Here is a 19,759-nt window from a genome sequence, read left to right on the forward strand (position 1 = left end):
AGATGGTCAGTGCTGGCACTGGGAGCTGTGGCACCCGTGCGAGTGGCACCACTCGGGATCGCGCTGCTCTTCCTCGGTGGCCCGTACGGTGACGGGCGGGAGCGCGGCGAGGATGCGGCGTTCGCGGCGGTCGCGGATGCGGGCGGTGAGGCTGGTCATTGGCGGCGCACCTTCCGAGTGAGGCGGGCGGCGGTGTTGTCGGAGTGCCAGAGACGGCGGTTCTCGCGGCTGGCGTGGTGCGTTGAGTGGCCGATCGGCCGGCCGCAGCGGGCGCATCGGGCGAGGGGGCGGAGCCTGGGGCGGAACCAGTGGCGCGGGTCCATCCACTCGCCGACCGACTCGACGTGCTCGGCCTGGGGCCGGCCGCATGCGGAGTAGGCGCACGGCTGGTCGGCTGTGTCGGCGCGGAACCAGTGGCCGCGAATCACTGGCTGGCCTCCTGCTCCTGGGCCTCGGCAGGTGTGGTGGGGATGCCTTCGGCCCGCGGCCAGAGTGACGGCCAAAGTGACGGGCGAGGCTGCTCGGCCGGCTGCGCGTCGGCCTCAACGTCGGCTTGCGGGTCGAGCAGGGTCGCGCGGGCGTCGAGCATGCGGGCGACGTCGCGCATGCCGGTACAGGTGGCGCGGCGGCTGCGGTCACTGGCCTCTCGCATCTCGTTGCCACGCTGGGTGGTTTGCTCGTGGGCGGCGGCGGCGAGTAGGCGGGTGTGGGCGGCGAGCAGCACGCGGGCGGCGGCCTCGGCGGTGGCGGGGGTGTGTGCGTCCACGTCGAGCAGGGCGTCACGGAGGGCGGCCACCATGTTGCCGCGGTTGAAGGTGACGTTGTCGCGCTGCTCGGCGGCGGCCTGCTCGATGGTGTGGGGCGCGGCGGCCCGCCCGGCTTCTAGCTCGGCGACCCGGGCCCGCAGCTGCTTGGCCTCGGTGCGGGCGTCGTCGCGCTCGATCGCGGTCCGGGCGTACATCTCGACCGCGTGATCAGCGCGGGCCTGCCAGGACAGCGGCGCGGGCTGCTCCTCGGCGGGCGCGGCGGTGCGGGCCAGCTCGGCGCGCACCGCTTCCTGAAGTCCAGCTGTGGCAACACCGAAAGCCGCGGTCTGCTGCTCGGCGCGGGCGGCGGGGTGCGGGGTGTGATCCATAGTGTGTTCCTGTCTCGTGTGGAGTCGAGCGAGGGGACGGCGCGGGGTGCTCGCGCGCGCGGTGTGGGCGGCGACCGGACGGCCGCGCCCGGGGTTAGAACGGGGGCTCGTCGCTGTAGCCGTGGGGCTGTGCGTTCTGCTGCTGGCCGGTGGCCCATGGGTCGGTGGCGGGCTGCTGGGCGCCGTATCCGCCGTTGCTGGGCTGCTGCCGGCGCTGCGCCGAGTTCTGGTTGCCGTTGGTCTTGGTGACGGCGGCGGTCGCGGTCTTGAGGCTCGGGCCGATTTCCTCGGCCTCGATCTCGTACACGGTGCGCTTGACGCCTTCGCGGTCTTCGTAGCTGCGCTGTTTGAGGGCTCCGCGGACGATGGCGCGCATGCCGCGGGCGAGGCTGCCGGCCGTGTTCTCGCCGAGCGACCGCCACGCGGTGACGGTGAGGAACAGTGCGTCGCCGTCCTTCCACTCGTTCGTGGACTTGTCGAACGTGCGGGGCGTGCTGGCGATGCGGAACTTGGCGACGGCGTGGCCGGCGGGGGTGAAGCGGAGTTCGGGATCGTCGACAAGGTTGCCAACGATCGTGATCACGGTTTCACCTGCCATTAGGCGGCCTGCCTTTCAGTGGTGTGCGCGGGGTGGAGCTGGATTACGGGGGCGGGCTTGCGGCGGCATGCGCGGCACTGGCGGTATCCGGCGGGGGTCCGGTACGTGTTCTGCGCGTCGTACGGATGTCCGGCCGGGCAGTGCGTGGCGCGGGCGTTGCGGGCGGTGGGGGCCGTCGATCGGAGGGTGTTGACGCGGTGCGTGACGGGCTCGGTGTGGTCCGGGCGGACGCATGCGCGGGTGCGGCAGAGGTGGTCGAGTTCCAGGCCGGCCGGGATGGGGCCGAGCAGCTGCTCGTACGACCAGCGGTGAGCACCGATGACGCGACCGGCGTACTTGAATCCGCCGTATCCGCGGTTGTTGAGTCCGGCGGTCCAGGTCCAGCAGCGGCCGGGGGCCTGGCGGTGGAGCGAAATCGGGCCGTCGAAGCGGACTTTGGACCAGTAGCGCCATGCGGCGGTGGGGCGGGGCCGGGCCATGGGCGGTCCTTCCTGGTCTGAGCACAAAGGCTCGCGGTTCGTCGCATGAAACGAACTGTGTCGTTTCTGTAGAGAAATTTAGCATGCAAGGGGGTGCGATGGTGAGTTGTGCTGCACCCCCCTGCGGTGGGGCTATGCGTCTTTCTGGGGCCGTTTCGCGGCGCGGTGGTCGCGGAGTGCGGCGAGCAGCGTTTCGCGGCGCCTGGCAGCTTCCAGGGGGTGTGTCGGGTAGGGCACGTAGCCCGGATCCTCGCGCATGGCGCGGGCCTGGCCGAACGTGCCGTCAGGGACGGCTTCCGCGGCCTGCGCAGCGGTGAGTCGGGTCATCGCTGGCTACCGGTGATGTGGCGGGCGGTGGCCTGGCCGGTAGCGGCGCGGGCGATTGGCGGACGGCGCATGAGGCGGGCCATGGCGTCGCGCTCGGCCGCGGCCTCGACTGCGCGGGCCATGACGTTCCTGGCGGTCTGCTGGCCGGAGTCGGCGCGGTGTCGCTGCTCGCGCTCCTCGACGGCGGCCTGGTCCCGCTTGGCGCGCTCGGCGGCGGCCAGTTGGGCGGCGCCGTCGACTTCCCGCACAGTCCGCCACTTGAAGCCTTTCGCCTCCTCAACGATCACGTATGCCCCGTCGGCGGCGAACCCGTTCACCATGCGGTCACGCGCCTTGCGGTCGGTCGTGGTCCGGGTGGCCGGCCGGTTAGGGCGGGCGTCCCATGACGCGGTGATCCGCCACGTACGGCCGCCGCGGGTGCGGTCGCCGCTGTTGGCCTTCCGCTTATACGTGCGGTCGGGGTGCTTGCTGTACTTCATGCGGCCTGCCCCTGTCGGGCGGTGGCGAGTTCGAGCCGGGACGGGTGGGGGGTGGCCCTGCGCTTGGCGCCGTTCTTGCCCATGCGGCATGGCTGGCCGGGGTCGGCGAGGCACGGCTCGTACGGGCACCGGACGTCGAGCGGGTCGGGCAGGCCGTGCCGGGCCAAGGACTCGCGTTCGGCCCGGATCGGTCGGTGCTCGGCGAGGTCGTCAGCCACGATGCGCGGCATGTAGTTGCCGAGTGCGGCCAGGCGCTCGGCGGCGAACGTTTCGCGTTCCTCGCGGGTGGCGCCGCCGGGAAGGGCGGGGCGGTCCTCGGAGAAACCGACGGCCTGTGCGGCGGACTGCGGGGCAACGCGGCCGTCGGCGATGGCGGTAAGCAGGGCGCGGCGGCGGACGATGGATTCGGCGCCGGTCTCACCGGGCCGGCCGTCGTAGACGACGGTGGTCGCGGCAACCCGCTCGGACCGGATTTTGTGCCGCTGCTTGCGGACATGCGCGGGGGTAAGCCAGTCGGACGTTTCGACGTAGTGGCGGGCGACGGCGGCGCGGGCGTCGTCGTCGAGCGGCATGGAGTTGAGCGCGGCGGCCCATGCGCGGGCGTCGGCCTCGCCGACGGTGCGGCGGTCGAACGCGGCGGCGAGGGTCAGCAGTTCGGCGGCGTCGGCGGGTGTCACTGTGCGGCCTCCTGGGCGCGGAGACGGGCGGCGAGGGTCATGCCCTCGGCAACGCGCTGGTCGGTGGTGGAAGGGCGAGTGGTGGCGGCACCGATAGGGACGACGTTGCTGCCGGCCGCGGGGCGGGTGGCCTGGAGCCGCAAGGTGTCGTACTTCTCGCGGAGCTTCGGCATCGACAGAACGTTGCCGCGCCAGAAGTCCGAGTTCTGGCACCAGTCGATGCAGCCGTGTACCTGGTCCTCGGTGCGGCCGTCCTTGTCGAGCAGCAGCCGGGCCGCGGTCCTCCACGTCTTCGTGATCGTGGGGCGCTTGCTGCCGTTGCCCTCGATGCGGTCGGCCAGGTGGGCGCAGAGCCGTTCGACGTCTTCACGGTCCGGCGCCGGGTCGGGGGTCCGCGGAGCGGGCGCCGACGACGCGTTCTTGTTCCCTGTTCCTTTCCCTGTTCCCTGTTCCCTGTTCCTTTCCTGCGGTGAGTCCTCAGTGAGCTGTGCGTGAGTGCTCGCTGAGTCGTCATTACCGCAGGTCGGGGCGGGTTCAGGGGCGGCTTCGCCCTGCTCGGGGGCGGGGTAGCGACTTTTCGTCGGGCGGTTGATGCGCTGGTGCTCACGCCACCCCGAAACGGTGATGTACGACTTCCGCGTGAGCGTGTAACGAACGATCAGTGAGGACTCAGTGAGTGCCCTCAAGTCGGCCTCAACGTCGGCGGCGGTCCGGTCGTCGAGCGGCCAAACGGCGGCCTTGATCAGCCGGGCGTCATCGACACACCGGCCCTCGTCGTCCACATGGGTCCACAGACCGATGAACGTCAGTCGCTGTTCGGGGGTGAGGTCGGCGATGGTCAGGCTGGTGAAGAACTCGGGCTTGATGGTGCGGATGCGGGCCACTGTGGCGCTCCTGTGCGGGTGGGGCGCCCGGGGCGAGGGGCGGTGGGCTCGTCCTCGCCCCGGGGCGTGCGGGGGTTACTGCGGGGTGGCGAGAGTGGCGGCGAACTGGGTGAGCAGCCCGGCGCGTTCGGCGGCGCGGCCGATGCAGGCGGGGCACCACTCCAGACCGGGCGGCGGCGCGGTCGGCATTGGGTCGAGAATCACCGGGTCGCTGTCGCGGTGGGCCCATCCGGCGGCGTTGCACTCGCCGGACCGGCCGGGGAACTTGCCGTCCTCGCGCATGATGTGGAGGCGGCGAACCTGAGCGGCGCGGTGACCGGAACGGCTGTTGTAGCCGCGGTAGAACGCCCTCACGGCTGCTCCGGAGTGGCGTAGGGGCGGGTTCGGCTCGGCTGGTGCTCCTCACACCGCGGACCGCAGACGTACGGCCGAGTCGGGAGCGCGCGGCACTGCGGGTTGCCGTGGCCGCACGGGCGCGGCGGCCGGACGGTGGCGGGGAGTTCGACCGCGAGTTGTCCGGCGACCGGATCGGCCGGTGGGGTGTCCAGGTGGCGGCGGGCCCGGTCGAGTCGGGCGGCGGTGGTCATTGCAGTGCCTCGGCGTCGGCCAGGGCCTCGGCGTCGTTCAACTCGGCCTGGATGTTGACTCCGGCCTTTTCCAGCTCCCACATCAGGTCGGACATGTCGTAGTCGCCGCCCTCGTTGGCGGCGTAGATGACTGTGGCGAGGGTGCGGCGGGTGGTGTCGAGTAGCTGCTCGACCTCGACCAGCCGGGCGGCCAGGGCGAGCGCGTCGGCGGCGAGGAGACGGCCGACAGCAGCGCCGCTGTACCCGGAGCGGTGTACGCCGGACGCGGCGGCCACGGTGTCGGAGACGGCCAGGCTGGCGGCCGGCGCAATGGCGCCGAGCTGGGCGGCGAGCACGGCCCGCTGGTCGGCGGTCATCAGGGTGATGCGCATGGTGGTCCTTCCCGGGGCCCGCCCGCGCGGAGCGGGCCCCACGGGGGCTACTCGGCGGCGGGCTGCTCGGCGGAGGGAAGCGCGGGCGGCGATTCCGTGCTGATCTGGCCTGCCTGGATTGCCTGCGCGGCCAACTCACGGCCGTCAAGCGGCTGACGCTTGCTCGCCCGGCTGAACAGCCACCGGAAGTACGGGCTGCGCGTCGGCCGAATGGCCACGCCCGGCACGTCGTGCACCACACCCGTCGCCGGGTCGGCGTACTCAGCCACGTTGGCGGCGGTCACGGCAGACAGCACCCGATCGGCGAACGCCCCATCGACGACGGTCTCGGTGCGCGCCGGAACGACCTTGAAACTCCAGTGGTCCGGGTAGGTGTCCCGCACCCATGCGTGAAACGCGTCGCGGTCGGTCACCTGCGCCTCGGCCTCACCCCCGACCCGGGTCACGGTCGCGAACTTCGTTTCCCCGTCTGGGAGCGTGATCTCTGCCTTGGTGGACTTGGTGGCCCTGTACTGCTGGGCAAGCAACGCGGTGGCGTCGGTGTCGACCTCGGCGAACATGGCCTTGGCACGGTCAAGCTGGGCGGCCATGACCTGCCGGTGGCGGAGCACGGCGGCGAGGTACGCCGGATCCGGCGCCTGCGGCTTCTGGGCGACGTCGGTCACTGAGCACCCCCGGCGGCTTCGATGCGCTCGCGGAACGTGTTCAGCTGCTGCGCGGTGGCCTGCTCGATCGGCAGGCCGTAGACCAGTTCAAAATCGGCGTCCAGGGTGGGGAGGTTGGCGCGGGATGCGGCGAGCCTGAGCCGCTGCTCGGCGGCCTCGGCGTCGGCGACCGGCCGGGGGCTGGCCGCGGGTGCCTGCTGCGTCGTCGGGCGCTGCTCGGCGGGCGCGGACGGCTGGTTTGCGGCCGTCCGCTTCTGCTCGGCCACGGTGTCGAGCCGGGCGAGGTAGTCGGCCGGCGCCCCGGCCTTGACCGCTGCGGCCCGCACCTTGGCGAACTCCTGCGGGTTGGGGGCGGCGGTGGCCTCGGCGATGAAGTCGCGGCCCGGTCCCCGCTGCGCGGGCTGCTGCTGCGGGCCGGGCTCGGCGCGGTTGGTGCGCCGCTCCTGCCGTTGGTTCTGCTGCTGGTTGCCCTGGTGCCGCTGCTGGGCCCTGCGCTGCTGCTGGTTCGCACGCTCGGCGCGGTGCTCCTCGGAGGGCTCCGGGTGCTGGCGGTCGCCGTCATCGATGCTGCGACCGTCGACAGGCAGCATGAACAGCGTGAACAGCAAGTACTTCAAGGCCGCGCTTTGCGCTTTGTTCGTGCTCTTGTCTGCAAAGTCGAATGCCTCGCCCGGCACGTCGGCAACCAGGCAGTCACCCGCGGGCCCGTACACCCGATACCGCATGGTGATCAGGGTTCGGGTCATCTTTCCGTCGCGCTGGGTCTGGTGGTCAGCGATCGTCGGGAGGATGAACACGCCATGCGTTCGCAGCGGACCGGCCATGGCCGACATCACGTCGTCGATACCGCGGAACTTGTAGTTCTGCTGCTCGTTCCGCTGATTCTTTCCGACGGGCATCGCGTCGCGCATCACGGCGGCAATCGCAGTGAACACCCGGGGCGTGTCAACGGGGGTGCCGTCCGGGGCAGGCACGTAGGCGACGTCAGGGGCCCGGACAGGCGTGGGACCAAGCGGCGCGGTCGGGTTGGGGTGCAGCGCGGTCACGGTCACGGGGTGGCCTTTCGGGTGTGGCGGATGTGTCCGGCGAGGCGGGTTAGGTGCCCGGCGAGCGTGATTGCGGCGTCCGGGCCGAACTGCGGGTCGAGCAGGCACCCGGCCGGGAGCTCGGCGAGCAGGGCCTCGCGGCTTCCGTCGGCGAGTGCGGCGGCCACCGCCCGCTCGTGATCCGGCGCGGTGACGGAGCAAGCGGCGTGGTCCAGGCGCCGCACCGACTCGGCGTGCACGGCGAGGAGCGCGCCGACCGTCTCGGGGTCCTCGGCGTACGCGGTCGCCAGATCATCGAGCAGCGGGGCGAGCAGCGTCTCGCCGACCGGCACGCGGACCGCGAGACCGTCGGCGGTGAGTCCGGGGCGCATCATCGGCCGGCCTCGGCGGTGTCGATGGCGAGCGCGACCGGCGCGGCCGGGGTGTCCGGGGCGAGGTGTCCGGTGTGGACGTCGTACCGCTGCGGAGTCGTCCAGTCGGCGCGGGGGAACATGTGGCGCAGCAGTCGGACGGCGGCCGTACGCGCATCGTGGCCAGTGGTGACCGGCTGGATGAGGTCGTTGAGCAGTACTGCCCACGTACGGGGCTGGTCGTCGATGGTGACGGGCACGGTGCGGACCTCGGCCGTCCCGGGGGCGATCTGGTTGAGCTGGCGGCCGATCAGGGCGGTGCGGGCGAGATGCAGGCGGGCGCTGCGGGCGCCGTAGATGGCGATACCGGCGCGGAGTCTGCGGGTAGTCTGCGGGGTGTTCACGATTCGTGGCTCCTCACGGGTTGTGCGGGTCGTCCGGGGTCCAGCCGGGCGGCCCCTTTTTCGTGGTCAGGCGGCGGCGCGGTCGGCGTTACGGCGGGCGGCGCGGGCCTGCTCGCGTTCCAGGCGCCGGACGATCAGTTCGACTTCGGGGGCGAGCCGACCGGCGGCGCGATCGGCGTCGCGGCGGGCTCGGGCCCGGTCAAGGGCGGCGCGGGCGTTGGCGAACGCCTGCTCGCGGGGGATCACGTCGCCAGTCATGCGGCGGCCTGCTCGATCAACTGGGCGGCGCCAAGGCCGTATTCGCGCTGTACGGCGGCGGCGGTGTCGGCGGACGGCTTGCCACGCCCGTTCCACAGGCGCCATGCGGTGGCCCTGCTGAGTCCGAGTCGGGCACCCATCTGTTCGTAGTGCTCGTCCCCCCGGCCGTGGGCGGCGGAGAGCAGGGTTCGACGGTCGTACATGGCCGTGATTCCTCTCATGGGTGGAACCAGTTGGTTTCACGAGAGAAACGTAGCACGCGCTTTAGTGGGATGTGAGCAGACCGTGCGGTCGGGTTTACGATCCCTTCACAAGTGGATCCGCGTTGACAGGGCGCTACGTAGGGTGCACGATCGGTCAGTAGTTCGAATAAATTTGCACACCGGGGGGATCTGTGCCGATTTGGGGGGCCGCTTCCGCCCGCATGCACGTGCTGTCTGGCCAGCAGATTTCACGCGCGGTACGTTTCATCCATGAGACGAAACGGGCCCAGAGAGTTCGCCGCGTGGCTGCGCGACCAGCTCACCCAGCGCGGATACGACCTCAGCACGCGCGGAGGTGGTCAGAAGGCATTTGCTGAGCGATCCCACATCAGTCGCTCCACCATCAGCAGGATGCTTTCCGGCGAGTACGAGTCCACTGACATTCGCGCCCTTGCCTCACTCGCCGACGCGCTCGGCCTCCCCCTTCCCGCGGTCCTTGTCGCCGCAGGGGTTCTCACCGCCGAAGAAGTGGCCGGCGTGCAAGCACCCGCCGACCGCACGACGCCCGACCAGGCTGCCGACGCGCTCGGCCTCCCTGCCGACCCTCAAACCCGCAGCATTTTCGCGAATTTCGTAAAGAGTCTCAGACCGCCCGGCAACGACGCTGGGTAACCAGCACAGGAGGCACCATGCGCATCACAGTTCCGGCCGCCACCGCCATTACGGCCGGACTCACCATCGGTGCACACCTCCTGATTGCTCGTCATCGACCTCACCACGCCCCCACCGCTGCCCAACTCGCCGCGGCGCACACCGACGGATACCGCCTTGCTCTGTCCCACATCACCCACGGGCGCTTTACGACCGCGCCGGAGGAACCGTGACCACACCGCACCTACCACCCACATTCCAGGGCTCGCCGACCGAAGAGGACGGCGAGCCCTGGCTCGGTTACATCCGGGTTTCGACCTGGAAGGAGGAGAAGATCTCGCCGGAGCTACAAGAGGCCGCACTCCGGGAATGGGCCAGGCGTACCGGCCGGCGGCTGATTGAACCCCTGATCATCGACCTCGATGCCACCGGCCGGAACTTCAAACGGAAGATCATGGGCGCGATCGAACGCATCGAGGCCGGCGAAGCGCGCGGCGTGGCCGTGTGGCGGTACTCCCGCTTCGGCCGGAACCGCACTGGGAACGCGGTCAATCTCGCCAGGCTCGAAGCGGCCGGGGGGCGACTCGAATCGGCAACCGAGCCTGTCGACGCGTCCACCGCCATCGGCGAGTTCCAACGCGAGATGATCTTTGCGTTCGGCAACTTCGAGTCCAACCGCGCCTCGGAGCAATGGCGCGAGACCCACGACCATCGGCGCGACACCCTCAAACTTCCGGCCACCGGGCGAGGGCGCTTCGGGTACGTCTGGCACCGCCGATGGGATCCCCGCACGGAAACGCTCCAAAGAGAGCGCTACGACTTGTCCGCAGACAACGGCGCAGCAGAAGCCCTGTACGAGGCATATGAGCGCAAGGTGGGTGGTGACGCCTTCGCTACCGTGGCCGGGTGGCTCAACGCGGCCGGGTACCGCACGGTTCGCGGCCACTTGTGGGACGACAGCGCCCTACGGAAGTACATGGATTCCGGGTTCGCGGCCGGCCTGCTTCGGGTCCACAGCAAGGCGTGCAAGTGCGGCGCACTGTGGAAGTGCCCCAACTACACCTTCCATCCTGGCGCACAGCCATCGATTTTTGCCGAAGGTGACGATCTGTGGGATCGGTACCTCAAGCACAGGGAGCAGACCAGAGCCATCGCTCCGCGTGCACGAGCAGCAACGTACGCACACAGCGGGCTCATGCGGCACGGAGACTGCCGACAGGGCATGGCGGCCTCGCAGGGCATCACCTCGCAGGGCGAGAAAATGAACGGGTACAGCTTCCGGTGCAGTTACTACATCCGGACTGGCGGCACCGGGTGTAAGGGCGGGCAGATACTTCGCGAGCGGGTCGAACGCGAAACCCGGGAATGGCTCACCGGAGCCGTGGCCGAAGGTGTCGACGCCGCAGCGCCGGCCATTCCCGGCCCGCGGCGCGACGTGGTCAAGGACCGGGCCCGCGCGGCCCGCGAGCGGGCACGGCTGCAAGGGGAGCTGACAAAGCTTCAGGACGGACTAGCAAGGCTCCAGGCAGACCGCGCCGTGAACCCCGATGACTACCCGCCAGGTGTCTACGAAGCCGCCCGCGACCGCATCAAGGCTCAGCGTGAAACGACTGAAAAACTGCTCGCCCAGTCCGCCGACATCGAGGACACGCCCGATGTATCTGACTACGAGCCGCTGATCGTCGGGCTGCTGGACGAATGGGACACCATCAATGCGAGCGAGTGCAGCGCCATTCTCCGGCAGCTGCTCCGCCGCGTCGCCGTTTACCGGGTGGAGCGTGAAGGGTACGCCCGCGCGACAAGCCGCATCGAGTTTCACCCAGTGTGGGAACCGGACCCATGGGCCAAGTAGCCCCGCCGCTCAAAAGTGCTTTAGAGGATCAGCCGAGAAGGAGGGCGCGGGCGGTGAGGACGGTGGCCGGCATGGGCGGGCTCCAGGGCGCGGGGAGGCGGAGACAAGGAACAAGCAGCCTCGCCCGCCGGTCAGGGGGTGGCGGGCGGAGGCTACTTTGTTCCATCACGATACAAAAACCTGTCCGAGAAAGCCAATCCCTTCCGTTCCGGGTGGTCCGGTCCCTTCCGTCCGGGGTCTTCGGGGTGGCCGACGGGCTCGCCCCGGGGTCAGGACGCTCCCCGGCCCGTCGTCTCCGCCTCCAGTGCGCGGCGGGTGTTGGGTCCGTACACGCCCGAGGGATCGCCCTCGATGGACTTGTACGACTGGTAGACGCTGACGGCGTGCTCGACCTGGTTCGAGTAGTCGCCGTCGTCGCGCCCGTGGTACAGCCAGACCTCCTCCAGGCGGCGCTGGAGCTCGGCCACCTCGGGGCCCTGGTCGCCGCGGCGCAGCGCGGGCCCGGCCAGGGATGCGGGCGGTGCGGCCGAGGCCGGGCCGTCGGCGGTCGGCGAGGGCGTGGTGGCGGGCGGTCGTGAGGAGGCGGTGGACGCGGAGGGGGACGGCGAGGCGCTTGCCGTGGGCGAGGCCGAGGCCGATGCGGGCGTGGACGGTGACGCGGGAGCCGATGCGGAGGGCGAGGGTGACGGGGAGGCCGGTGCCGGCTCCGTCGCCCGGACGCTCGCCCCGGGGATGTCGGCCGCCGTGCCGGGCAGCGCCTGTTGCCGGCCCGTGTCCCCGTCGCCGCCCCCACCGAGGAGCCCGGTCGCGAACGCCGCCGTGCCCACCGCGGCGACCAGGGCCACTCCCGCGGCGACGGCGGCGAAGGGGCGGCGGCGTGGCGGAACGGGTTCCTCGTGTCCGCCGGGATCGACGGACGCGACAGGTGCGAAAGGACCGGCAGGACCGGCGGGGCCGACAGGGTCGGCCGGGTCCGGCAGTGCATCCGCCGTCGGACCGCCCGTCGGACCCGCCGTCACCGGGCCGAGGAAGAGCGGCATCGTCGACGCCGCGTCCCGCGAAGGACGCCCCGGCCCCGGCTGTTCCCCGTCGGCCCCCGCCGCAGCCGTGTCGTTCCCCAGCGTCACGTACGGCCGGATCCGCAGGGGATCGAAGTCCTCCGCGGCCGCCATCTCGGCCCGGTCGGCCGCCGATCGCCCGGCCCGGTGCCGCTCGGCGGCGAGGTACTGCTCGGCGGGCGGCTGCCCGCAGGCGCACGCGGGCCCGGTGCCGGGCGCTCCGTCAGGTCTGCTGCCGATACCGCACTCCGGGCATATATGTCCGGTCATGGTGGACCCCTCCCCTTGATTGCCCTGCGATTATGCAGCTCGCTTCCGGTCCGTACCTGCTCAGCAGGCCATAACCGTACGGAAAGGCCAGGATGGGGATGTAGCGGACCCGAGGAGATGTTCCATGGCCCAGCATCATCCGAGCCCCCCGGCCCCGGCCCAGGCCCCCGGTGAAGGGCGCTCTATGCGGTCGGTCCTCGTGCCCATCGGTGCGTTGCTCCTCGGCATGTTCCTGGCCGCACTCGATCAGACCATCGTCTCCACCGCGCTGCCGACCATCGTCAGCGACCTCGGGGGCCTGGAGCATCTCTCCTGGGTGGTCACGGCCTATCTGCTGGCGTCGACCGCCGCGACCCCGCTCTGGGGCAAGCTCGGCGACCAGTACGGACGCAAGAAGCTCTTCCAGGCCGCCATCGTCATCTTCCTCATCGGCTCGGCGCTCTGCGGCGTCGCCCAGAACATGCCGCAGCTCATCGGCTTCAGGGCGCTTCAGGGGCTCGGTGGCGGCGGCCTCATGGTGCTCTCGATGGCGATCGTCGGCGACATCGTCGCACCGCGCGAACGGGGCAAGTACCAGGGTCTGTTCGGGGCGGTCTTCGGTGTGACGAGCATCCTCGGACCGCTCCTCGGCGGCCTGTTCACCGAACACCTCAGCTGGCGCTGGGTCTTCTACATCAACCTGCCGATCGGTGTCGTCGCGCTCCTGGTGATCGCCACCGCGCTGCACATCCCGGTCCGCGGCGCGAAGCACACCATCGACTACCTCGGCACCTTCTTCATCGCCTCCGTCGCCACCTGCATGGTCCTCGTCGCCTCGCTCGGCGGCACCACCTGGGCCTGGGGATCGGCGCAGATCATCGGTCTCGCCGTCCTGAGCGTGCTGCTGCTGATCGCCTTCGTGCACGTCGAGCGCCGGGCCGCCGAACCCGTCATCCCGCTGAACCTCTTCCGGATCAGGACCTTCAGCCTCGTCGCCGTCATCAGCTTCGTCGTCGGCTTCGCGATGTTCGGCGCGATGACCTATCTGCCGACCTTCCTCCAGGTGGTGCACGGCATCTCGCCGACGATGTCCGGTGTGCACATGCTCCCGATGGTGCTGGGTCTGCTCCTCACCTCGACCGCGTCCGGCCAGATCGTCAGCCGTACCGGCCGCTGGAAGGTCTTCCCGATCGCCGGCACCGGCCTCACCGCCATCGGGCTGCTGCTCCTGCACCGGCTCACGGAGACCAGCAGCACCTGGCAGATGAGCAGCTACTTCTTCGTCTTCGGAGCGGGGCTCGGCCTGGTGATGCAGGTCCTGGTGCTGGTCGTGCAGAACGCCGTCACGTACGGGGATCTCGGTGTCGCCACCTCCGGGGCCACCTTCTTCCGTTCCATCGGCGCCTCGTTCGGCGTGGCCGTCTTCGGCACGATCTTCACCAACCGGCTCACCGACAAACTGACCGCCGCGCTCGCCGGTCACCCGCTGCCGCCCGGGGCCGGGGTGAACGGGCTGGCCTCCGACCCGCGCGCCATCGGACAACTGCCGCCCGCGCTGCGGCCCGCGGTGCTCCACGCGTACTCGACGTCGATCACGGACGTGTTCCTGTACGCGGCGCCCGTCGTGCTGATCGCCTTCGTCTTCGCCTGGTACCTCAAGGAGGACCGACTGCGCGGCTCGGTGACCGCCCCCGAGCCCACCGAGACCCTGGCGTCGAACCCGGTCGAGCGGTCCTCGTACGACGAATGCGCCCGCGCCCTCTCGGTGCTCGCCACGCGTGCGGGGCGCCGCGAGATCTACGTGAAGATCACCGAGAAGGCGGGGTACGACCTGCTGCCGGCGGCGAGCTGGATGCTGCTGCGCATCAGACGGCACGGCACGGTCGAACCGGCCATGCTCGCCGACTCCACCCCCGTGCCGCTGCGGGTGATCAGCGACGCGGCCCGTCAGCTGGAGGAACGCGGACTGGTGCGGCGCGAGGGCGTGCAACTGGTGCTCACCGCGGCCGGGGCGGAAGCGGTGGTGAGGCTCGCGGAGGCCCGGGAGGAGTCCATGGCCGAGCTGCTGGGCGACTGGTGGGGGCCGGACCGCCCGACCGATCTGGTCAGGCTCGTGGAGGAACTGACCGCCGAGACGAGCGGGTCGAGCAAGGAACGGCCGCACAGTCCCGAACCCAGGCGGGACCACGCGGCCTGAGTCCGACGGGATCTGCTACGGCCTCGTGGACGTCGGGACCGTCGCGGGCAGTTCCTTCGCGAACCAGTGCTCCGCGTACTGCCGCCGGTGGAACGCCGGGACCTCCCGGTAGCCGTGCTTGGCGTACAGCCCCCGCGCCTCGACCAGGTCGTTGCGGGTGTCGAGCCGGAGCGTACGGATGCCGAGGGCGCGTGCCGCGTCCTCGACGGCCGCCAGGAGCAGCCCGCCGCCGCCCGTGCCGCGGTGCTCGGGGCGTACGAACACCCGGGTCAGCTCCGCGGTGTCCGCATCCACCACCAGCAGCCCGGCGCAGGCCGCCGCGGCCCCGTCGAACCGGCCGACGACGAACTGACCCGTGGGCGGGACGAGCAGGCCGGCCCCGTCGTCGGTGAGCCCCTCGTCGATCTCCCGGTCGGTGGCGGGCCGCCCCCAGTACCGGCTGGCGACCTCGTCGTAGTAGTCGCGGCGCAGCGACGAGGCGTCGGGGGAGTCGAACGGTTCGGGGGCCAATGTCCAGGTCATGCCGGTCATTCTGACCTGAGCACGATCAAGCGGGCCAACGATTTCAACGGATGCCCGCCGCCGCGGGCGGCACCGTCCGCAGCCGTCGGTTCCGCCGTACCAGCAGCACCAGCGACACCGCGGCGACGAACGCCACCAGCACGGCCCCGAGCAGCGACAGCACCCAGACGGGCATGCCGCCCACGGTCAGCAGCTCGTTCCTGTACACCTGCCTGCGGTACGGGGTGTCGGCGTCGGCCGTGCGCAGCTCGTGATCGCCGTCGATCCGCTCCGGGTGCGGGAACGACTGCTCGATCGCCGTGAGGTACACCGGCTTCCCGCCCGTCAGCCTTTCCAGGTGGACCGTGTCGTCCGTCGCCGACCGGGGATCGATCCGGCCCGCGTACGTCACCTCCGGGGCGTCGCCGCCGATCGGGCCGCTCGGCTCCATCCGGTGTGCGGCGAGGACGTACAGGCCGAGCTGCTGGGGGGTCGAGGCGAGCTTCGACAGCCGCATCGGGTAGACCAGCCGCTCGCTGGCGAAGCGCAGCCGCAGCGGTTCGAGCGTGCCCATGAGCGGATTTCCGGTGTCCCGGGGAGCGAGGCGGATCGCGACGTACTCCCACTTCTGGTCGACATAGGGTTTCAGCGCCGTCGCCAGCCGGTCGGGCAGTTCGAAGCCGTTGTCCGACAGCCATTTCTGCAGCGCGTCCGGGTCGGTCGAGGCCAGCCGCGCCACATCGAAGGGGCCGAGCCGCTCCCGGCCGACCACCTGGACCGACGGTGCCGCGGCCGACGGTGGCGCGGCCGAGTCCCCGACGCTGCCGGAGCCGGAGAACGGCCAGTCGTGCGAGCGGGGCCAGAAGTAGTGCGTGGTCACGAGTTCGGGCTCGGTGAGGACCGAGAGCTCGGAGAAGAGGCCGGGATCACCGAGCTCCACGGTCGCGCGGTGCGGCACCGGCATGATCCAGGCCGCCTCGGGAGCGTTCCCGCGGACCGTGAGCCGCATGACGATCTGCTCGGTCCGGCCGTCCCAGTCGACCACCGATGTCTCCTGGCCGACGGCGACCTGTGCGTCCCCGCTCGGGACCATCGCCCCGCAGCCACAGGCGTACGCCGGACTGATCAGCGACCCCAGCTGCAGTGACAGCAGTACCAGCAGCAGAGGCAGCGCACGTGTCGTCCACGCGCGCCCGTCACCCCACGCACTCCGTTTCACCCTTGTGTGCCGCATCCGCCGCCCGCCTCCCCCGTGATCGACAACACGGGAAGGGACGTGCGAACCGGAGTTCCGGTTCCGGCCGTGCAGCCGTATCCGATGGCCCGGCACGCCTGTCCGCTCGGACACCCATTCGGACGAAAACGGGACGGTGGTCAGGTGAAGAGAGGGTTGATTGGGTCTATCTCGTAGTGCAATGCGATGGTTTGACGGCGCGCCCGGATCGAGGCACGGGTACCGGAACGGCGGGAGGGTCGGCGCAGCGTGGCGAATGCGGAGCACAGTGTGCGCACAGACGCGGTGACGGGGGCGAGGACCGGGACGGCCCGGGCTCTGCTCTGGCTGGTCGTGGCCGCTCTGGCGGTACGGCAGATGGCGGTGGTGCTGAGACGGCCGCCGGGCGAACGGCTCACCGATCTGGAGACCTGGATCGGCGAGAACGGCGTCCTGCATGTGACGGGCTCGCTGTACGACAGCGACCGGTTCACCGGCACCCCGTTCGCCGGACTGGTGCTGAAACCGCTGACCCGCATCGCCGAACAGAGCCTGGGGGTCGTCTGGACCTTCGGCTCGCTGCTGCTGGTCGCCGCGCTGGGCGTCGTCGCCGCCCGCGCGCTGCCGGGACCGGTCTCCCGCCGTACCGCGCTGCTGGCCGCGCCCGTCGCGATCAGCCTGCTGATGCTCTCGCTGCCGGTCCGCAACGCGCTGCACCTGGGGCAGACCAGCATCCTGCCGGTCCTGCTGGTGCTGCTGGGCTGTTTCACGGTCCGCGGGGAACGCGCCTCGGGCGTCCTGATCGGACTGGCGGCCGCGCTCCAGCCGACCGTGCTGCTCTTCGCCGCACTGTTCTGGGTGACCGGGCGCCGGAGGGCGGCGCTGACCGGCGGCGCCGCGTTCGCCGCCTGCACGGCGCTCGCCTGGGCCGCGATGCCGGGCGACTCCTGGACGTACTGGGTGCACCACGTCGCCGGGACCGGGCTCGGCGGGAACGCGGACAGCCTCGCCAACCAGTCCCTGCACGGCGCCCTGCTCCGGCTCGGGCTCACGGGCCCGCTGGAGATCGCGCTGTTCGTGGTGCTGGCGGCGGCCGTCTGCTTCTTCGGGCTGCGTCGCGCCGCACGGTACGCGGGTGACGGGCAGCTGCTCCTCGCCGTAGCCGTGACCGGCTGCGTCGCCGTCGCCGTCTCGCCGACCGCCTGGCAGTACCAGCTGCTGTGGGTGCTGCTCGCCGTGGTCGGCCGGGCCGGGAAGCGGGCCGGCGACCGGCTGGTCTGGCCCGCGGTCGTGGTCCTCGTGCTCACGCTGCCGGGAACCATGCTGCTGCCGAACATCGCGGTGCTCTTCCCCGTACGCGACAACGTGCTGCTGATCGCCGCGCTCGCCGCGGCCTGTGCCGTGCCGTTCCTGCCGCGGACCTCGGAGTACTGGCAGCACCCGGTTCCCACGGACTGCGCGGCCCCCGTTCCGGCCCGCTGGAGCCGCGTCCCGCTGCTGCCGTTCTGGCGGCGGGTGCTGAGCCGGCCCAACCTGCTGCTGGAACTGCTCCTGATCAGGGTCGTGTACTCCGCGTACGCCCATGTCAGGCTCGCGGCGACGGCCGGCCGCGCCACCGCCGAGCACCACGGCCGGCAGATCCACTCCATCGAGCAGTGGCTGCACATCGACATCGAGCACCGGGTCAACCACGCGGTCGTGGAGATCGGCCGGCTGCGGGGTTTCTTCGACTACTACTACTCGACGTTCCACTTCATCGTGCCGCTGGCGATCCTCGGAGTGCTCTACGTACGACGCCCCGCGGACTACCGCTGGGCCCGCAGCACCATCGGCTTCGCCACGCTCCTCGCGCTGGTCGGCTTCTGGCTCTACCCGCTGGCCCCGCCGCGCCTGATGCCGGGGCTCGGCTTCATCGACACGGTCCACGGCGTCCAGGACCTCGCGAAGCCGGACTACGGAAGCCTGACCGCCATGACCAACCAGTACGCGGCGATGCCCTCGCTGCATTTCGGCTGGTCGCTCTGGTGCGGGGTGGTCGTCGTCGCGCTGGCCCCGAAGATCTGGATGAAGGCGCTGGGGCTGCTGCACCCGCTCTTCACGGTCTCCGCGATCGTCGCCACGGCCAATCACTGGGTGCTGGACGCGGTGGGCGGAGCGGTCGTGGTCGCGCTCGGCTTCGGGCTCACCCATCTGCTGGCGGGGCCGCGGAGGCTGCGCCGGGTGACCGTACCGGCGGCGCGGCCGCCGGACGGCCTGGAGCGGCCGGTGCCGGCGCCCGTACCGGAACCGAGGACGACGGACGAGGCGCTGGGCAGCAAGCAGCTCTGAGGGCGCGAAAGGGCCGAAGGGGTGCCGGGACGAACACCTCGTCCTGGCACCCCTTCGGCATGGATCGCCGCCCGACCAGCATCCGCCCTCCGGTGCCGGTCCGCCACTCGAACGGCCCGGAGCCTGCCGGGTGACCTCAGGAGCCGGTCGCCCCGAGAGCCCATGCGGCGAGCGAGAGCGTCGCCATGGAGACCACCGTCGAGGCCACCACCGCATTGCGGGCCGGCCGGGTGTCCAGTCCGTACTGCTGGGCGTAGATGAAGGCGTTCTGAGCGGTCGGCAGCGCCGAGCAGAGCACCACGGCGAGGAGTTGGTGCTCCGGCAGATGCAGCAACGGGCCGCCGACGGCGAACGCGATCAGGGGCTGGACCAGCGTCTTCAGCGCCACCGTCACGGCGACCTCGGCACGCGCCCCGCGCCCCGCGCCCGGCGCTCGTACCGGCTGTGCCGCGTTCGGCGCGGGGTCCGCCGAACCGGCGGTGTCCGGGCGGGCGTTGAGGGACATCCCCAGCGTGATCAGGGCCGTCGGCACGGCGGCGGCGCCGAGCAGGTCGCAGGAGTGGGCGAGCGCGTGCGGCAGCCGCAGCCCGAGCGCGGACACGGCCACCCCGAGCAACGAGGCCATGATGACCGGGTTGCGGACCGGCATGGTCAGCATCCGCCGGAACACCACGGCCTTCCCGGAGCGCGCCCCCGTCCCCGTTCCCGTTCCCGTCCCCGTGTCCAGCATCGTCAGGATCACCGGGGAGACCAACAACACCTGGAACAGGATGATCTGGGCGACGAACGACGCGTCACCGAGCACCTGGACCGCCACCGGAATGCCGAGGTTGGCGGAGTTGACGTAGCCCGACGTCATGCTGCCGATCGCCCGGTCGGCCGTGCCGCGGCCGAAGAGCCGGCCGGCCGTCAGGAACCCGAGGCCGCAGACCAGCGCGGTGCCCGCGGCGAACGCGAGCATCGAGGAGTTGGCGAAGGAGGCCGGCCGCGCCCCGGACACCATGGTGAACAGGGCGGCGGGCATGGCCACATGGAAGACGAACCGGCCGAGCACGGCCTCCGCCCGGTCGCCCAGCAGACCGCTGCGGCCGACCGCGTAGCCGATGGTGGTGAGGATCCAGATGGGGGCGAAGGCGGAGAGCAGGGCGTGCATGCCCGTCATGATCCTCGCGCGGTTGTGCGCCTCCTGCGCGGGGGTTCGGCGAGGGAGCCAGGTGCCGGTACGGACGGCGGGGGCCGGGGCGTGA

At 71.1% G+C, this 19,759-nt stretch carries 26 protein-coding genes; 5 read left to right on the plus strand and 21 right to left on the minus strand.

What is annotated here, in order from left to right:
- Window positions 1–6: 6 nt before the first annotated feature.
- The 17 genes from ACWCPY_RS02965 to ACWCPY_RS03045 all read right to left on the minus strand — a co-directional run bounded on the left by ACWCPY_RS02965 (window position 7) and on the right by ACWCPY_RS03045 (window position 8,463).
- Entirely contained in the window at window positions 7–159 is a 153-nt protein-coding gene (locus ACWCPY_RS02965; RefSeq protein ID WP_451262542.1) for a hypothetical protein, read from the minus strand.
- Between the two features lie 265 nt (window positions 160–424).
- A complete protein-coding gene (locus ACWCPY_RS02970) occupies window positions 425–1,135 on the minus strand; it encodes a hypothetical protein (RefSeq protein WP_451262543.1) in 711 nt (236 codons plus the stop codon).
- Between the two features lie 94 nt (window positions 1,136–1,229).
- Complete coding sequence (locus ACWCPY_RS02975; RefSeq protein ID WP_451262544.1) at window positions 1,230–1,733, minus strand: single-stranded DNA-binding protein; 504 nt, start codon at window positions 1,731–1,733, stop codon at window positions 1,230–1,232.
- On the minus strand, window positions 1,733–2,212 hold the full coding sequence (locus ACWCPY_RS02980) for an HNH endonuclease signature motif containing protein (protein WP_451262545.1): 480 nt from the start codon (window positions 2,210–2,212) through the stop codon (window positions 1,733–1,735). Before ACWCPY_RS02980 ends, ACWCPY_RS02975 begins: the two co-directional genes overlap by 1 nt.
- Before the next feature lie 132 nt (window positions 2,213–2,344).
- Window positions 2,345–2,539, minus strand: coding sequence for a hypothetical protein (locus ACWCPY_RS02985; RefSeq protein ID WP_451262546.1), 195 nt, complete (start codon window positions 2,537–2,539; stop codon window positions 2,345–2,347).
- The gene (locus ACWCPY_RS02990; protein WP_451262547.1) at window positions 2,536–3,018 is read right to left on the minus strand and encodes a hypothetical protein; all 483 of its coding nucleotides are present in this window, start codon (window positions 3,016–3,018) and stop codon (window positions 2,536–2,538) included. Before ACWCPY_RS02990 ends, ACWCPY_RS02985 begins: the two co-directional genes overlap by 4 nt.
- The gene (locus ACWCPY_RS02995) at window positions 3,015–3,695 is read right to left on the minus strand and encodes a zinc finger domain-containing protein (RefSeq protein ID WP_451262548.1); all 681 of its coding nucleotides are present in this window, start codon (window positions 3,693–3,695) and stop codon (window positions 3,015–3,017) included. The genes ACWCPY_RS02990 and ACWCPY_RS02995 overlap by 4 nt, the downstream gene beginning before the upstream one ends.
- Complete coding sequence (locus tag ACWCPY_RS03000; RefSeq protein WP_451262549.1) at window positions 3,692–4,579, minus strand: hypothetical protein; 888 nt, start codon at window positions 4,577–4,579, stop codon at window positions 3,692–3,694. The genes ACWCPY_RS02995 and ACWCPY_RS03000 overlap by 4 nt, the downstream gene beginning before the upstream one ends.
- A gap of 75 nt (window positions 4,580–4,654) precedes the next feature.
- Window positions 4,655–4,933 carry a hypothetical protein gene (locus ACWCPY_RS03005; RefSeq protein ID WP_451262550.1) on the minus strand — a complete coding sequence of 93 codons (279 nt, stop codon included), beginning with the start codon at window positions 4,931–4,933 and terminating at the stop codon, window positions 4,655–4,657.
- The gene (locus ACWCPY_RS03010) at window positions 4,930–5,166 is read right to left on the minus strand and encodes an aromatic ring-opening dioxygenase LigA (RefSeq protein ID WP_451262551.1); all 237 of its coding nucleotides are present in this window, start codon (window positions 5,164–5,166) and stop codon (window positions 4,930–4,932) included. Before ACWCPY_RS03010 ends, ACWCPY_RS03005 begins: the two co-directional genes overlap by 4 nt.
- The gene (locus ACWCPY_RS03015) at window positions 5,163–5,537 is read right to left on the minus strand and encodes a hypothetical protein (protein ID WP_451262553.1); all 375 of its coding nucleotides are present in this window, start codon (window positions 5,535–5,537) and stop codon (window positions 5,163–5,165) included. Before ACWCPY_RS03015 ends, ACWCPY_RS03010 begins: the two co-directional genes overlap by 4 nt.
- Before the next feature lie 47 nt (window positions 5,538–5,584).
- Window positions 5,585–6,202 carry a hypothetical protein gene (locus ACWCPY_RS03020; RefSeq protein WP_451262554.1) on the minus strand — a complete coding sequence of 206 codons (618 nt, stop codon included), beginning with the start codon at window positions 6,200–6,202 and terminating at the stop codon, window positions 5,585–5,587.
- On the minus strand, window positions 6,199–7,254 hold the full coding sequence (locus tag ACWCPY_RS03025) for an ERF family protein (RefSeq protein ID WP_451262555.1): 1,056 nt from the start codon (window positions 7,252–7,254) through the stop codon (window positions 6,199–6,201). Before ACWCPY_RS03025 ends, ACWCPY_RS03020 begins: the two co-directional genes overlap by 4 nt.
- The gene (locus tag ACWCPY_RS03030; protein WP_451262556.1) at window positions 7,251–7,622 is read right to left on the minus strand and encodes a hypothetical protein; all 372 of its coding nucleotides are present in this window, start codon (window positions 7,620–7,622) and stop codon (window positions 7,251–7,253) included. Before ACWCPY_RS03030 ends, ACWCPY_RS03025 begins: the two co-directional genes overlap by 4 nt.
- A complete protein-coding gene (locus ACWCPY_RS03035; RefSeq protein WP_451262557.1) occupies window positions 7,619–8,002 on the minus strand; it encodes a hypothetical protein in 384 nt (127 codons plus the stop codon). The genes ACWCPY_RS03030 and ACWCPY_RS03035 overlap by 4 nt, the downstream gene beginning before the upstream one ends.
- A 66-nt stretch (window positions 8,003–8,068) precedes the next feature.
- The gene (locus ACWCPY_RS03040) at window positions 8,069–8,260 is read right to left on the minus strand and encodes a hypothetical protein (protein WP_451262558.1); all 192 of its coding nucleotides are present in this window, start codon (window positions 8,258–8,260) and stop codon (window positions 8,069–8,071) included.
- Window positions 8,257–8,463, minus strand: coding sequence for an XRE family transcriptional regulator (locus tag ACWCPY_RS03045; RefSeq protein ID WP_451262559.1), 207 nt, complete (start codon window positions 8,461–8,463; stop codon window positions 8,257–8,259). The genes ACWCPY_RS03040 and ACWCPY_RS03045 overlap by 4 nt, the downstream gene beginning before the upstream one ends.
- Before the next feature lie 270 nt (window positions 8,464–8,733).
- Here ACWCPY_RS03045 and ACWCPY_RS03050 point away from each other — a divergent pair, with 270 nt between their 5' ends.
- Genes ACWCPY_RS03050 through ACWCPY_RS03060 form a run of 3 tightly spaced genes read left to right on the plus strand, consistent with a single transcriptional unit; the run spans window position 8,734 to window position 10,966 of the window.
- Window positions 8,734–9,135, plus strand: coding sequence for a helix-turn-helix domain-containing protein (locus ACWCPY_RS03050; protein WP_451262560.1), 402 nt, complete (start codon window positions 8,734–8,736; stop codon window positions 9,133–9,135).
- Between the two features lie 17 nt (window positions 9,136–9,152).
- Window positions 9,153–9,347: a hypothetical protein gene (locus ACWCPY_RS03055; RefSeq protein ID WP_451262561.1), complete on the plus strand. Its 195-nt coding sequence runs from the start codon at window positions 9,153–9,155 to the stop codon at window positions 9,345–9,347.
- Complete coding sequence (locus tag ACWCPY_RS03060) at window positions 9,344–10,966, plus strand: recombinase family protein (protein WP_451262562.1); 1,623 nt, start codon at window positions 9,344–9,346, stop codon at window positions 10,964–10,966. Before ACWCPY_RS03055 ends, ACWCPY_RS03060 begins: the two co-directional genes overlap by 4 nt.
- A 269-nt stretch (window positions 10,967–11,235) precedes the next feature.
- On the opposite strand, the gene ACWCPY_RS03065 is transcribed toward ACWCPY_RS03060, so the two are convergent.
- Window positions 11,236–12,294: a peptidoglycan-binding protein gene (locus ACWCPY_RS03065; RefSeq protein WP_451262563.1), complete on the minus strand. Its 1,059-nt coding sequence runs from the start codon at window positions 12,292–12,294 to the stop codon at window positions 11,236–11,238.
- A 124-nt stretch (window positions 12,295–12,418) separates the two neighbouring features.
- Here ACWCPY_RS03065 and ACWCPY_RS03070 point away from each other — a divergent pair, with 124 nt between their 5' ends.
- A complete protein-coding gene (locus tag ACWCPY_RS03070; protein WP_451262564.1) occupies window positions 12,419–14,470 on the plus strand; it encodes an MFS transporter in 2,052 nt (683 codons plus the stop codon).
- A 15-nt stretch (window positions 14,471–14,485) separates the two neighbouring features.
- On the opposite strand, the gene ACWCPY_RS03075 is transcribed toward ACWCPY_RS03070, so the two are convergent.
- Window positions 14,486–14,992 carry a GNAT family N-acetyltransferase gene (locus tag ACWCPY_RS03075; RefSeq protein ID WP_451262565.1) on the minus strand — a complete coding sequence of 169 codons (507 nt, stop codon included), beginning with the start codon at window positions 14,990–14,992 and terminating at the stop codon, window positions 14,486–14,488.
- A 43-nt stretch (window positions 14,993–15,035) separates the two neighbouring features.
- Complete coding sequence (locus tag ACWCPY_RS03080) at window positions 15,036–16,205, minus strand: DUF2330 domain-containing protein (protein WP_451262567.1); 1,170 nt, start codon at window positions 16,203–16,205, stop codon at window positions 15,036–15,038.
- Window positions 16,206–16,523: 318 nt separating this feature from the next.
- Here ACWCPY_RS03080 and ACWCPY_RS03085 point away from each other — a divergent pair, with 318 nt between their 5' ends.
- Window positions 16,524–18,512, plus strand: a complete 1,989-nt coding sequence (locus ACWCPY_RS03085; protein ID WP_451262813.1) for a bifunctional glycosyltransferase 87/phosphatase PAP2 family protein — start codon at window positions 16,524–16,526, stop codon at window positions 18,510–18,512.
- A 136-nt stretch (window positions 18,513–18,648) separates the two neighbouring features.
- Here ACWCPY_RS03085 and ACWCPY_RS03090 read toward each other — a convergent pair whose 3' ends face one another.
- Window positions 18,649–19,674: an AEC family transporter gene (locus ACWCPY_RS03090; RefSeq protein WP_451262568.1), complete on the minus strand. Its 1,026-nt coding sequence runs from the start codon at window positions 19,672–19,674 to the stop codon at window positions 18,649–18,651.
- Window positions 19,675–19,759 lie beyond the last annotated feature (85 nt).

The organism is Streptomyces sp. NPDC002403 (assembly GCF_053593015.1).

Excerpts from the sequence above, each read along its gene's own strand:
- ACWCPY_RS02965 (WP_451262542.1), bottom strand. The coding sequence starts at position 159 with ATGACCAGCCTCACCGCCCGCATCCGCGACCGCCGCGAACGCCGCATC.
- ACWCPY_RS02970 (WP_451262543.1), bottom strand. The coding sequence starts at position 1,135 with ATGGATCACACCCCGCACCCCGCCGCCCGCGCCGAGCAGCAGACCGCG.
- ACWCPY_RS02975 (WP_451262544.1), bottom strand. The coding sequence starts at position 1,733 with ATGGCAGGTGAAACCGTGATCACGATCGTTGGCAACCTTGTCGACGAT.
- ACWCPY_RS02980 (WP_451262545.1), bottom strand. The coding sequence starts at position 2,212 with ATGGCCCGGCCCCGCCCCACCGCCGCATGGCGCTACTGGTCCAAAGTC.
- ACWCPY_RS02985 (WP_451262546.1), bottom strand. The coding sequence starts at position 2,539 with ATGACCCGACTCACCGCTGCGCAGGCCGCGGAAGCCGTCCCTGACGGC.
- ACWCPY_RS02990 (WP_451262547.1), bottom strand. The coding sequence starts at position 3,018 with ATGAAGTACAGCAAGCACCCCGACCGCACGTATAAGCGGAAGGCCAAC.
- ACWCPY_RS03010 (WP_451262551.1), bottom strand. The coding sequence starts at position 5,166 with ATGACCACCGCCGCCCGACTCGACCGGGCCCGCCGCCACCTGGACACC.
- ACWCPY_RS03015 (WP_451262553.1), bottom strand. The coding sequence starts at position 5,537 with ATGCGCATCACCCTGATGACCGCCGACCAGCGGGCCGTGCTCGCCGCC.
- ACWCPY_RS03030 (WP_451262556.1), bottom strand. The coding sequence starts at position 7,622 with ATGATGCGCCCCGGACTCACCGCCGACGGTCTCGCGGTCCGCGTGCCG.
- ACWCPY_RS03040 (WP_451262558.1), bottom strand. The coding sequence starts at position 8,260 with ATGACTGGCGACGTGATCCCCCGCGAGCAGGCGTTCGCCAACGCCCGC.
- ACWCPY_RS03045 (WP_451262559.1), bottom strand. The coding sequence starts at position 8,463 with ATGTACGACCGTCGAACCCTGCTCTCCGCCGCCCACGGCCGGGGGGAC.
- ACWCPY_RS03050 (WP_451262560.1), top strand. The coding sequence starts at position 8,734 with ATGAGACGAAACGGGCCCAGAGAGTTCGCCGCGTGGCTGCGCGACCAG.
- ACWCPY_RS03055 (WP_451262561.1), top strand. The coding sequence starts at position 9,153 with ATGCGCATCACAGTTCCGGCCGCCACCGCCATTACGGCCGGACTCACC.
- ACWCPY_RS03065 (WP_451262563.1), bottom strand. The coding sequence starts at position 12,294 with ATGACCGGACATATATGCCCGGAGTGCGGTATCGGCAGCAGACCTGAC.
- ACWCPY_RS03070 (WP_451262564.1), top strand. The coding sequence starts at position 12,419 with ATGGCCCAGCATCATCCGAGCCCCCCGGCCCCGGCCCAGGCCCCCGGT.
- ACWCPY_RS03075 (WP_451262565.1), bottom strand. The coding sequence starts at position 14,992 with ATGACCTGGACATTGGCCCCCGAACCGTTCGACTCCCCCGACGCCTCG.
- ACWCPY_RS03080 (WP_451262567.1), bottom strand. The coding sequence starts at position 16,205 with ATGCGGCACACAAGGGTGAAACGGAGTGCGTGGGGTGACGGGCGCGCG.
- ACWCPY_RS03090 (WP_451262568.1), bottom strand. The coding sequence starts at position 19,674 with ATGACGGGCATGCACGCCCTGCTCTCCGCCTTCGCCCCCATCTGGATC.